11 protein-coding genes and 2 pseudogenes are annotated in these 11,708 nt (G+C 69.3%); 5 read left to right on the top strand and 8 right to left on the bottom strand.

Annotated elements, in window-relative coordinates; all coding sequences use genetic code 11:
- Together A5711_RS12770 and A5711_RS12765 are read right to left on the bottom strand one after the other, a co-directional pair.
- Positions 1–984, bottom strand: a pseudogene (locus A5711_RS12770) (cation-translocating P-type ATPase); the annotation flags it as partial.
- Positions 985–1,142: 158 nt separating this feature from the next.
- Positions 1,143–2,123, bottom strand: a pseudogene (locus A5711_RS12765) (sigma-70 family RNA polymerase sigma factor); the annotation flags it as partial.
- A 119-nt stretch (positions 2,124–2,242) separates the two neighbouring features.
- On the opposite strand from A5711_RS12765, the gene A5711_RS12760 reads away from it, so the two are divergent.
- Positions 2,243–3,007 (top strand): SDR family oxidoreductase, encoded by a 765-nt coding sequence (locus A5711_RS12760; RefSeq protein ID WP_067946947.1) that lies wholly within the window; start codon positions 2,243–2,245, stop codon positions 3,005–3,007.
- A 30-nt stretch (positions 3,008–3,037) separates the two neighbouring features.
- Positions 3,038–3,775: a DUF899 domain-containing protein gene (locus A5711_RS12755; protein WP_067946945.1), complete on the top strand. Its 738-nt coding sequence runs from the start codon at positions 3,038–3,040 to the stop codon at positions 3,773–3,775.
- A 98-nt stretch (positions 3,776–3,873) separates the two neighbouring features.
- Here the strand turns inward: A5711_RS12755 and A5711_RS27590 are convergent, their stop codons facing one another.
- Together A5711_RS27590 and A5711_RS12745 are read right to left on the bottom strand one after the other, a co-directional pair.
- The gene (locus A5711_RS27590; RefSeq protein ID WP_007167137.1) at positions 3,874–4,098 is read right to left on the bottom strand and encodes a hypothetical protein; all 225 of its coding nucleotides are present in this window, start codon (positions 4,096–4,098) and stop codon (positions 3,874–3,876) included.
- 60 nt (positions 4,099–4,158) lie between these two features.
- Positions 4,159–4,518 (bottom strand): nuclear transport factor 2 family protein, encoded by a 360-nt coding sequence (locus A5711_RS12745; RefSeq protein ID WP_082953284.1) that lies wholly within the window; start codon positions 4,516–4,518, stop codon positions 4,159–4,161.
- A gap of 98 nt (positions 4,519–4,616) precedes the next feature.
- On the opposite strand from A5711_RS12745, the gene A5711_RS12740 reads away from it, so the two are divergent.
- The gene (locus tag A5711_RS12740) at positions 4,617–5,483 is read left to right on the top strand and encodes a rhomboid family intramembrane serine protease (RefSeq protein ID WP_067946941.1); all 867 of its coding nucleotides are present in this window, start codon (positions 4,617–4,619) and stop codon (positions 5,481–5,483) included.
- Complete coding sequence (locus A5711_RS12735; RefSeq protein ID WP_067946939.1) at positions 5,480–5,941, top strand: SRPBCC family protein; 462 nt, start codon at positions 5,480–5,482, stop codon at positions 5,939–5,941. Before A5711_RS12740 ends, A5711_RS12735 begins: the two co-directional genes overlap by 4 nt.
- Here A5711_RS12735 and A5711_RS12730 read toward each other — a convergent pair whose 3' ends face one another.
- The 4 genes from A5711_RS12730 to A5711_RS12715 are packed head-to-tail and all read right to left on the bottom strand — an operon-like array spanning position 5,942 to position 10,687.
- Positions 5,942–6,715: an SDR family NAD(P)-dependent oxidoreductase gene (locus tag A5711_RS12730; RefSeq protein WP_067946937.1), complete on the bottom strand. Its 774-nt coding sequence runs from the start codon at positions 6,713–6,715 to the stop codon at positions 5,942–5,944.
- Position 6,716: 1 nt separating this feature from the next.
- Positions 6,717–8,315, bottom strand: coding sequence for an AMP-binding protein (locus A5711_RS12725; protein ID WP_067946935.1), 1,599 nt, complete (start codon positions 8,313–8,315; stop codon positions 6,717–6,719).
- 9 nt (positions 8,316–8,324) lie between these two features.
- Positions 8,325–9,074, bottom strand: a complete 750-nt coding sequence (locus A5711_RS12720) for a GntR family transcriptional regulator (RefSeq protein ID WP_067946933.1) — start codon at positions 9,072–9,074, stop codon at positions 8,325–8,327.
- Positions 9,071–10,687: an SMP-30/gluconolactonase/LRE family protein gene (locus A5711_RS12715; RefSeq protein ID WP_067946931.1), complete on the bottom strand. Its 1,617-nt coding sequence runs from the start codon at positions 10,685–10,687 to the stop codon at positions 9,071–9,073. The genes A5711_RS12720 and A5711_RS12715 overlap by 4 nt, the downstream gene beginning before the upstream one ends.
- Before the next feature lie 148 nt (positions 10,688–10,835).
- Between A5711_RS12715 and A5711_RS12710 the strand changes: the two genes are divergently transcribed.
- Positions 10,836–11,696, top strand: coding sequence for an SDR family NAD(P)-dependent oxidoreductase (locus tag A5711_RS12710; protein ID WP_067946929.1), 861 nt, complete (start codon positions 10,836–10,838; stop codon positions 11,694–11,696).
- Positions 11,697–11,708: the final 12 nt, after the last annotated feature.

Genomic DNA, 11,708 nt, shown 5'->3' with positions numbered 1-11,708 from the left:
GCCCACCACCACGTGGGAAACCTCACCGGCCGCGGCCGCGGCCCAATTGTGCCGTGGTGCTTGCGATTTGGGGCCGGCCGAGGAAATGATCGGAACCACCGGAGCCTGCGGCCGGTCGGGTGAGGCCAGCTCCGGTTCGCGGTCCCGCCATCGCTGACGGTGCGCCGCGGCCTCGGAGACCTGCAGGCTGCGTTGTGCCAGGTCCAGCAGCGGCGTGCCGACCGCCTGCGTCAGCCCGTTGGCCAGTGCGGTCGACGCGCTAAGGGCGATGTCGGTGCCGACGCGACCCAGGCGCGACTCCAGCACGGCAACCACCCGCGGCTGATGATTCAGCAGCGCGGCGGCGGCGCGGGCGCTTCGCGGCGCGACGGGGAGGCGGCCCAACCAGCCGGTCACCGCGGCGCCGATGGCCGCCACGTCCATGGCCGCGGCGCTGAACGGGACCAGGATCGCCAACGGATTTCCGGGGTCGGCGAACGGCGCGGTCCGGGATGCCTCCTTGGGGGCGACCAAGGTCAAGTCCGCCGCGACGCGGCAGATCGTCTCGCGAACCCGGTCCAGCACGGCATCGCCATCGGGTTCGTTCTCGAATTCGACCACCAGCCGGCCGAGGGCGCCCTCGACGTGGGCCGAGGCCACTCCCGGAATCCGGCGGACCGGCTCCTCGACCGCCGGCGCGTGCTCGTGCCAGTCCGGGAACGGCAGTAACGGGTCCAGGTCCAGATGCACGCGCCGCCCGCTCTGCCAACGGACCGGCGGGGTGACGCGGGGCCCGGAACCGTTGGTGGAACCGGTCAATCCGACGGCCCGGCCCGTCGTCTGGGCCATCGACTGCACAACCGGGACCGCGAGTTCGGCGACCGGGTTGGTCAACGCCTGCAGAGCGTCCGCGGCCCCGGCCGCGGTGGCCACGCCGGCCCGCACCACCTGCGCGGCCCCGTCGGTCATGCCGGCAACGAGGCTGGCAACGCCCGGAATCCTCACTCGGTCACCCTTCGATTACCTCTACCGCGCCTAATGATCCTGGGGGGTTGGGGGCCTGTCCACATTTGCGACGGTGGACGTGCGACGACAGCGGTGACGCCGGTGGGTCGTGCCTTCCTTCGGTGACCGGTGGTGCAGTCGCTTCCCCTGCGGACAGGTTACCGGCTCGCCGGAAAACCAAACCTGCTGAACAGGCCGGGGTCCAGGAAGACGGTGATGGTGGCGATGCCGGCGGCGCCCGCGGTGAGGACGTGGATGGAATGGGCCCGCATCGTCCCGTCCGGGCCGCGGCGGTACTCGGCGACGGCGGGTTGTGCGTTCGCGGCGGTCGGGATCATCGCGACATCACCGGCCTTGGCGAAAGCACGCGCGGCGAGGAACCGCAGCACCGGGTCGCGCCCGGCGAACCACACGGGCAGCGGCGGCATTTCGAGTTTCACATCCGCTTGCAGCAACGCGGTGAGGGCGGCCATATCGGCGTTTTCGAATGCCGCGCAATATCGGTCGAGGAGTTCACGGCGCGCGGCGTCATCGGGTTCGGACAGGCTTTCCTCGGCGGGGGAGAGCTCGGCGAGCCGCGCCCGCGCCCGCTGCAGCGAGCTGTTGACGGCGGCCGGTGTCGTTTCGAGCAGCTCGGCAACCTCGGCGGCACTGAACTGCACGACGTCGCGCAGGATGAGCACCGCTCGCTGGCGGGCCGGGAGCTCCTGCAGGGCCGTCATCACGGCCAGCCGCAGGCTTTCCCGCGCGGTGACGTTGTCCTCCGGCGTGAACATCAGCGAGTCGGGGATGGGCTCCAGCCATTCGTGCGCACCGCCGACCGCGTCGAGGCTGGCGTCCGGGTCGGTCGATCCGTCACCCAACCCGGCCGGCAGCACGCGGCGGGCGCGGTTCTGCAGCGCCCGCAGGCAGGCCGTCGTCGCGATCCGGTACAGCCAGGTTCGCAGCGCGGCGCGTTCCTCGAACGCCTGGTAGCCGCGCCAGCCGTTGAGATACGTCTCCTGCACGAGGTCCTCGGCGTCGTGCACCGACCCGAGCATGCGGTAACAGTGCGCGATCAGCTCTGCCCGAAACGGCGCCGCCTGCGCGATGAAGTCCTCTTTCGCCGGCATGGCTTCTCCTGTCTCGGCTGCGACCGAACGCTACTCCAGTACAGAGACGGCGGACCGGGGAAATTCATCGGTCCGCGAGCGATGAATTTCGGTGCGGCGACGTCTCTCAACTTGTGGACGCACATTCGATGAGAGCGAGGAAGAACATGAACGAGCCACTCACAGCCGATGGGCTGGCCGGCACCAGGGCGATCGTGACCGGGGCGAGCCGCGGATTCGGCCGCGCCATCGCCGGCGCCCTGGCGGTGGCCGGCGCCGAGGTGGTCGGCGTTGCGCGCAACGGGCCCGGGCTGAACGAGGTGCGCGACGAGTTGGGCGGTGGCTTCCTTCCGGTGGTCGCCGACGCCGCCGACCCGGCGACGGCGCAGCGGCTCATCGACGAGTACCGGCCGCGCACGCTGGTCCTGTGCGCCGGGGCGACGCCGCAGATGAGCCCACTGCAGGACCAGAGCTGGCACAGCTTCAGCCAGAACTGGAATGTGGATGTCGCGCAAGCGTTTCACTGGATCCGCTACGCGCTGCGGCGCCCGCTCGCGCCGGGCAGTTCGGTGATCGCCGTGTCCAGCGGCGCCGCCGTGGCCGGGTCGCCGCTGAGCGGGGGTTACGCGGGGGCCAAGGCCACGGTCAGGTTCATTGCCAGCTACGCCGCCGCCGAATCGGAGCGGTCCGGCCTGGGGATCCGCTTCGTATCCGTCCTGCCGCGGCTGACACCCGCCACCGGTCTCGGCGCCAGGGCCGTCGCGGCGTACGCCGAACGGCAAGGGGTCGACGTCGAGTCGTTCGTGCGGGCCGGCGGACCCGCGCTCACCGCGGAACAGGTGGGCGAATCCGTCCTGGCGATCGCCACCGAAGGTCGTGGCAGCGGCGACGCGTACCTGCTCACTACGACCGGCCTGTCGGCGGTGGCCTGAGAACCTCGAAACCCTAAGGAGGACAACGCAATGAACACACCCCCCATCGTGTCGGCGCGGGACTGGGCGGCCGCGCGCGAACAACTGCTGGTGAAGGAGAAGGAAGTCCTGCGGGCCCACGACGCCCTGGCGGCGGCCCGCCGGCGGATGCCCTGGCTGGCCGTCGATAAGGACTACGCGTTCGAGGGGCCCGAGGGCCGGGTCAACCTGCTGGGCCTCTTCGCGGGCCGGCGTCAGCTGATCGTGTACCGCGCATTCTTCGAGCCGGGGGTGGACGGCTGGCCCGACCATGCCTGCCGCGGCTGCTCGATGATGGCCGACCACGTCGGGCACCTCGCCCACCTGAACGCTCGGGACACCACCCTGGTGTTCGCTTCGCGGGCAGCCCAGGCCGACATCGCGCGGCTGAAGGCGCGGATGGGTTGGCACATGCCGTGGTACACGCTCACCGACGATTTCGATGCCGACTTCGGCGTGGACGAATGGCACGGCACCAACGCGTTCATCCATGACGGTGACCGCGTGTTCCGGACCTACTTCATCAACAACCGCGGCGACGAGGTGATGGGCAACACCTGGAGTTACCTCGACATGACGGCGCTCGGGCGCCAGGAGAACTGGGAGGACTCGCCGGACGGTTACCCGCAAACCGCGCCGTACGAGTGGTGGGAATGGCACGACGCATACGGCGAGCGTGCACCGTCGCGGTGGTTCGGTGACCCCGATCCGGACAATCCCAACGACCCGCGGCCGCCGCGCGGCGGCTAATTCCAGCCGACCGCAATTCGCGTTTCAGCCTGAATAACACGAATGCGCGGTAGCCGTCCACCGGCTACTCGCGCAATATTCGGCTGAGTAAATTCGGTCTATAGAATTCGGTGGTTCGCCCTGTTGACGTGGTACCCGGCCGGGAACGACTTCTCGATGACCTGCAGTTGGTGGTCCACCCTGGACTCGAGCTCGAGGACGACGCAGCTGTCGCCGACGGCCTTGGACTCGAGGACTATGTACCGCTGACCGCAATCCATGATGGGATCACCTGAGTGCAATGTTTCGACGGGCACCAATTCAGGGCTTCCGTTTGATTCCACCCATCACACGCTAGGTCAATTCCGTGGGCGAGGGAATAGTCTGCCTGCCACCGTTACGATTCACTGCGCCGCGGGCTGCTTGAAGAACACACTGACGCGCGCGATCAGCCCGTCGTCGCCCCGCTCGAACAGAATGCATTCCGGCCACCGCTTGGTGACCCCGTCGATCTCGAACGACTCCGTCAGCTCCACGTAGGACAGGCGGGCGTTCACGTGCGAAACCCGCTGCACATCCAGCCGGTGACCGTCCAAGTTGGTGAGGACCTTGCGCAGGTAGGCGACGTAGTGCTGCTTGCCCTCGACGACGTCGCAGAACGGCCCCTCGCGGGTCAGGCCTTCGTCGGCGATCGTCGTGGCGAGGCCGTCCCAGTCGTGTGCGGCCAGGCAGTCCAGGTAGCGCTCGACCACTCCGGTGGTCACGTCGACTCCACGCACAACACAGTAGGCGAGTGGCGAGCCGCAAAACAGCTTTGCCAAAGCGCCGCGCCCCTCCCGGCGGTGCGGGCGACAATGGGGCGATGAGCGCACCCAGCCCGCCGGATTCGCCGCCCGCGGCCCCGAGTTGCTATCGGCATCCGGGCCGGCCGACATACGTGCGCTGCAACCGTTGCGAGCGCTACATCTGCGGGGACTGCATGCGCGACGCCGCCGTCGGTCAGCAGTGCGTGGAGTGCGTCCGGGCGGGCGCCCGGACCATTCGGCAGCCGCGGACCCGGTTCGGCGGGCGGCTGCGGTCGGCCACGCCGGTGATCACGTACGCCCTGATCGCGGTCAACGTGGCGGCGTTCGTGCTGCAGATGGCCTCGGGGAATCTGGAAAAGGAGCTCGCGTTGTGGCCGCCGGCGGTCGCCGACGGCCAGTTCTACCGGTTGGTGACCTCGGCGTTCCTGCACTACGGGGCCACGCATCTGCTGTTCAACATGTGGGCGCTGTATGTGGTGGGCCCGCCCCTCGAAATGTGTTTGGGCCGAATGCGTTTCGGTGGGCTCTACGCGCTGAGTGGGCTGGGCGGTTCGGTGCTGGTCTACCTGATCTCGCCGCTCGACACGGCGACGGCGGGTGCCTCGGGTGCCATCTTCGGCCTGTTCGGCGCCACCTTCGTGGTGGGCAAGAGGCTGGCCGCCGACGTCCGCTGGGTGGTGGCGGTGATCGCGATCAACCTCGTCTTCAACCTCCTGGTGCCGTTGTTCAGCTCGCAACGCGTCAGCTGGCAGGCGCACGTGGGTGGGCTGGTCACGGGCGGACTGGTCGCCGCGGCCTACGTCTACCCGCCACGGGAGCGCCGCAACATGATCCAGGCGGCGGTCACACTGCTGGTGCTGGGGGCGTTCGCCGTGCTGATCTGGTGGCGCACGGCCGAATTCCTCGCGGAGTTCTCCGCATGAGCTGGTGGGTCGCCCACGCCGAGCGCACGCTGACCGAGGACGTGCCCGGGCCCCCTGGCGAGGTTCGTGACTTCTACGTGGACCTGGACAACATCAAGCTCGTCCACCCGCTGATCGTGTCCGTGGAGACGTTGTCGCGCAACGAAACCGCGGACGGTGTGGTGCACAGCTATCGGGTTCGGGACCGAATCCCGTTGGGGCCGTTCACGATGACCATCACCTACCGCGCTCGGCTGCGGGTGCCGGCGGTGGGCGACGTGCTGACCGAGGCCGACCAGTCCCCGGGCGTTCACCTGCGCGGGACGGTGAGCTTCGAGCCGACCGCGGCGGGTACCCGTGTCAGAGAGCGGATTCGGATAGCGGCGCCCCGGCCGCTGGCCCCGATGACGACGCGCGAGGCCGTCAAGGCGCACATCGAGATGCTGGCCGGCATCCGCCGCCACTTCGAGACGGGCTGATCAGCGCGGCTTCCACTCCGACGTCAGCGCCGACTCCGAGAGATACTTCGTCGAACTCCACCCGCCGTCGACAACGATCGTCTGGCCGTTGATGAATGCCCCGCCGGGCGAGCACAAAAACGCCACCGTGCTCGCCACGTCGTCGACCGTTCCCAGCCGCTGATGCGGTGTCATCTCGGTGTTGATGCGCCGGAACCGCTCGTCGTGCAGGCGATGCTCGGTCATCGGGGTCTGAATCACCCCGGGCGCCACCGCATTACAGCGTATCCCCTGCGCCCCGTACTGGCAGGCGATGTGGGTGGTCAGCGCCGTGAGGCCGCCCTTGGCCGCCGAGTACGCACCGCCGCGCAGGCCGCCGACCACGGCGAAGGTCGACGTGACGTTGATGATCGCCGATCCCGGGGGCATGTGCGGCAACACCTCCCGGATGAGTCGGAACGGGGCCCGCAGCATCAAACCGAGGAAATGGTCCAGCGATTCGTCGTCCGTCTCGTGCACCGGCTTCGGGCTGCCTATCCCCGCGATGTTGATCAGGAAGTCGATGTGACCCCACCTGTCCAGGGCCGTGTCGGTGATCCGCTTGGGTGCATCGTCGTCGGTGAGATCGACGGCTACCGTCGCCACCCGGTCGGCGTCGCCGATGTGGCGCGCCAGTTCGGCGAGCTTCTCGTCGCTTCTCCCGGTCGCCACGACCGCCATGCCGGCCTCGGCGAGCTTGGCCGCGCAACCGAAGCCGATCCCGCCGCTCGCCCCGGTCACCACCGCTACCTGCATGTCATTGCTCCGCCTTCATCAGCGCCGCCTTGATCTGATGCTTCAATATCTTTCCCGCGTCGTTCTTGGGCAGCACATCCCAAAGCACCAGCTGCTCAGGGGCTTTGAACCGCGCCAGCCCCGACTCTTCCAGGAAGCCACGCAGGCTGGCCACATCCAGGCCGGGACCGCCCGCGGGAACCACGACGGCGCAGGCCCGTTCCCCGGTCCGGTCGTCGGGCAGTCCGACGATGGCGATCTCCGCGATGCCGGGGTGGCCGGCGAGGATGTCCTCGACTTCCTTCGGCGAGATGTTCTCACCGTTGCGGATGATGATGTCCTTGGCGCGTCCGGTGACGACCAGGTAGTCATCGTCGAGCCAGCGCCCCAAGTCTCCGGTGCGAAAGAAGCCCTCATCGTCGAAGGCGTCCGCCTCGTCCTCAAGGTGGTGGTAGCCGGTCAGCATCTGCGGCCCGCGCGCGTGGATCTCCCCACCGACCAGCTTGACCTCGGCCAGGCCGACGCGACCGTCGGTGTCGGCTGCGTGATCGATGTCCCGGAACGACCCGACCGTGGTGACGGGCACTTCCGTCGATCCGTACACGCGGGTGACGACCGCCGACTCGAAAAAGGCCGCGGCCCTGCGGATCAGCGCGGGCGCCACCGACGCCCCGCCGCAGACGAACAGCTTGAGATCCGGCAGCCGGGTGCCGGCGCGCTCCGCGGCGGCCAGCATGTGTTCCAGGAACGGTGTCGCCCCGGCGATGTGTGTGCACCGCTCGGCCTGCATGAGTGCGACGGCGTCGTCACCGTCCCACCGGTCCATCAAAACCGCGGTCGTGCCCAGCAGCAGCGGGCATTCGAAGGCATAGATGGAACCGCCGATGTGCGCGATCGGCGACGCGACCAGGAACGCGTCGCCCGGCTCGACGAGCCAGTGCTCACCGAGCTGGCGAATCAGTGCGTGGATCGAGTTATGGCTGTGCAGAACGCCTTTCGGCCGTCCCGTGGTACCCGACGTGTAGAGGATCATGCGGACGGCATCGGGATTCAGCGTCGGCAGCGCCGCGCGCGACGCCCGCTCCTCGATCAGCGAGGAGAAGGGCACGCTCTGCCCGTCCGCGTCCCCCCGGACGAGTACGACCTCGGGCGGCGACTCCAGCTGCGCGGTCACCCGGCCCAGCATCGCGGCAAAATCGTGACGACCGAACTGCGCTGGGGCAAAGATCATTCGGCTGTCGGCGTCTTCCAGGACGAACCGAAGTTCCCGGTCGCGCATGGACGGCAGGATGGGGTTGGCCACCATCCCCGCCAGCGTGCTGCCCAGGTAGATCACGGCGGCCTCGTGCCAGTTGGGCAGCATGAACGACACCACGCTGCCCGGCGGGATCCGCGCGTGCAGCGCGTGCGCCAGCGCCGTCGCCTGCTGGTACAGGCTCAGGCAATCCAGCCGCCGGTCCCCGTCGACCACCGCCACCCGTCGCGGCGTGCGCTCGGCGGCCTCGCGCAGCGCGTCGGCCAGCGTGCCGGCGACCCACCAACCGCGCGCGTATGCCTCGGCGGCGTGTTCGTCGTCCCACCGAACCCGCCGCCCCCCGATCAGCTTCCGGGTGGATGCCATTGCGGCAGCTTAGCCACGAACGCGGCGCATCGTCATCGAGTGCCGGAAGCGCGACGCGGGATGGGTGTTGATGGTGACCTGGGCGACCTGCCCGTCGGAGGTCGTGTAGGTCCGTTGCACCTGCAATGCCGGTGTCCCCGAATCGATCTCGAGGCCGGCCGCCAGGTCTCCGGAGATGACCACCGCGGCGATCTCCTGCTGGACCTCGACGATGCTGAGGCCGAACAGGTCCTCGATCAGCGGGAAGATGGGGCCCTCGTGGCGCTGCAGCAACCGGCCGACCCCGGCGAACGCGCGGTTGATGTAGTACTCGGTGCGGCACAGCGCGGACCCGGGTGACTCGGTCGTGACGGCCCGTCGGAAGCCGCGCACGGTCAGCCATTGTTCGCCGGTCGTCAGCCCGGTCCGGTCGGCCAGTTCGTCGTCGATGGTGATCATGGCGACCGATTCGATGGCGAATCGGGTGTCCGTCGCGAACGCCAGCAGGTCATTGATCGACATGACGTGCTGGACGTAGGAGTCGGCCGACGGCCGCGGCACCACGAGGGTTCCGGTCCGTGGGCGCGACGACACCAGATTGTCCTCGCGCAGGCGCCGCAGCGCCTCGCGAATGGTGTAGCGGCTCACCGCAAATCGCTCACACAGTTCGTGTTCGGTCGGCAATTGCGAGCCCACCGGATAGACGCCCTCCACGATCTCTTTCCGCAACGCGCGGGCGACCTGCAGGTACCGGTGGTCGACGACTCTGGCTTCGGTCATCTCGCCCCTTCGGATTCCCGCCGCAATGCCAGCACGCTGCCGTCGGCATCCGCCGAGACGTACAGCGTGCCGTCCGGCCCGGCGGCGATGCCGGCGAACGGGCCCTGCGGCCCGGAGAAGGGCGGCATGCCGCGCAGCGGCTTGGGCGTCACGCCGGGCGGCGCACCCACCGGCAGGCCCGAGGCGATGGTGCGGCGCGCGCCGTTGTCCAGGTCGACGGCGACCAACTCCTTGGCGCCGGCGTCCACCACATACAGCTGCCCGTCGCGCACCAGGATGCCCTGGGGCCGCTGCAGGCCGTCGCATACCGTGCCGCCCGGGCCGTCCAGTCGGGCCACCCGCCCGGCACCCGCCTCGGAAACCAGGCATCCGCCACCGGGCGTGACGGCCACCCCCACCGGCTCGCTGAGCCCGGTCGCGACCACCTCGACCGCGCCGGACCGGATGGACACCACCCGCCCCGCGCCCAGTTCCGCCGCGACCACGGCACCCCCCGGGGCGACCGCGATCCCGTAGAGCTGATCGAAACCCTCTGCCAACACCTCGCTTTCACTGCCGGCCGGCCGGTAGCGGGCCACCTGCCCGTTGGATGTGGTCACGAGGAACTCGCCGCCGGCCAGGGCGGCCAGCCCCCGCAGGAAGCCCGGATAGCCCGGGCTGAACAGCATTCCGGCGGTCCGCATCGTGCCGTCGGGCAGCAGCACATAAAAGTACGTCCCGTCGGCGATGTAGAGGTTGCCGTCAGCGCCGACCGCCAGGTCCAGCGGCCAGTTCAGTCCGCCCGGCAGCGCGGTCTGGGTACGGCCGTCGCCGAGGATCTCGGTGATCTCGCCGGTGAAGTTCGAGACGAACAGGCGCTCACCGACGAACGTGAGGTTGTCCAGGCCGGGGTTGAGCGTGGCCAGCACGGTCCGGTCGCCGCTGCGGGGGTCGATGCGCAGCACCTGGCCGCTGTGCACCTGCGTCGACACGATGCGCCCGCGGGAATCGAACTTCACCGCGTCGGGAACGCCCAGGTCACCGGCCACCCGCTCGGGGTGACCGGCGCCGGGGTCGATGCGCCAGATCTCGTTGGCCCCCATCAGCGGGAAATACAGCATGCCGTCGGGCCCGAACTCCATCGCGTTGGGCGACGGCGCGTTGTCGAGCAGCACCCGCGCCGCACCGTCGGCCGGGTCCAACTCCAGCAGGCGGCCACCGTCGCGGCATTCGCCGATGAAGAGCCGGTCTTGGTAAAACGTGATGCCGTTGGCCGACGGCACGTCGTCGCGCAGCACCCGGGTGTGGCCGGCCGGATCGCGCACGCTCACCCGGCCGTCCATGACCTCGGTCGCGAACAGGTTGCCGTCGGGGTCGAAGGCCACGTCGTCGGGCGCGATGATGTCGCCGCCCTTGGCGCTGACGACGTCCAGCCGACCGGTCGCCGGGTCGAACGCGCTGATCTGGCTGCCGGTCACCTGGGCGATGTAGATGCGGCCGTCCGGGCCGGTGCGCAGGCCGTTCGCACCGAAGAGCCGGCTCGGCGGCGTCAGGCGGGTGAGGCTCCAGCCGTCGGCGACGCTCGGCGCCCGCTCGCCTACGTAGCGGCCCCACGATTGTGACACTCCGGCCATCACCGCTCGCACGTTAGCAATCGATCAATGGTCCAGACAATAGTCGCGGACGGTTTCGAGCCGGCACTTGACGGGCCGCCATAAGCGAGAGAATCATGCTCTCTGATGAGTGCACATCATTATCTTGTCCGGACAATTGGCTGACCCGATGGCGACCGGCCTGCTGAACCTGGACGGGCGCGTCGTCGTGGTCTCGGGCGCGGCGGGGGGCGGCATCGGGACCACCATCACCCGCGTGGTCGCCGAGGCCGGCGCGACCGTGGTCGCGGTCAGCCGGGGGCAGGACAACCTCGACCGGCACCTCGGGCCGCTGCGGGCCGCGGGCCTCGCCGTCGTGCCCGTCGCGGCCGACGCCTCCACCGAAGACGGTGTGCGGGCCACGATCGACGCCGTGCGGCGGGCCGACGGTGAACTGCACGGGCTGGTCAACGTCGCCGGCGGCGCGGACCCGTCGACGTGGATGCCATCGACACGGGTGACGCGCACCGACTGGCGCGACCTGTTCACCCGCAATCTCGAAACGATGTTCTTCATGAGTCAGGCCGTGGCCGCGGAACTGAAGGGGCACAACCGTGCGGGCTCCATCGTGTCGATCTCGTCGATCAGCGGCATGAACACGGCGCCTTTCCACATCGCCTACGGCACGGCCAAAGCCGCGATCGTGGCGGCGACCCGCACCATGGCTCTCGAACTGGCCGACGGCGCGGCCCCGATCCGGGTGAACGCCGTCGCGCCGGGCGTGACCGAGACACCGGCGTCGGGCACCTATGTCGACTCCGATCCCGAACGAGACCGCCGCGCCATCGCGATGGGACGCCGCGGCCGGCCGGCGGAGGTGGCCGGTGCGGTCCTGTTCCTGCTCTCGGACCTGTCGAGCTACATCACCGGCCAAACGCTGTTGGTGGACGGCGGATTGAACCTCAAGTGGGGACACCTGGGTGCCGACAACACCTCGGTGTTCCTCAAGGACGACACATTCCGCGCGGCGATCACGCGCTGGGACGGGTAGAAAGCGAGGGGC

The sequence above is a fragment of the Mycobacterium sp. E2238 genome (assembly GCF_001672665.1).
In the GTDB taxonomy this organism is placed as follows: domain Bacteria; phylum Actinomycetota; class Actinomycetes; order Mycobacteriales; family Mycobacteriaceae; genus Mycobacterium.
The sequence above is the reverse complement of the archived record's forward strand: the minus strand, read 5'-3'. Positions and strand labels throughout refer to the sequence as shown.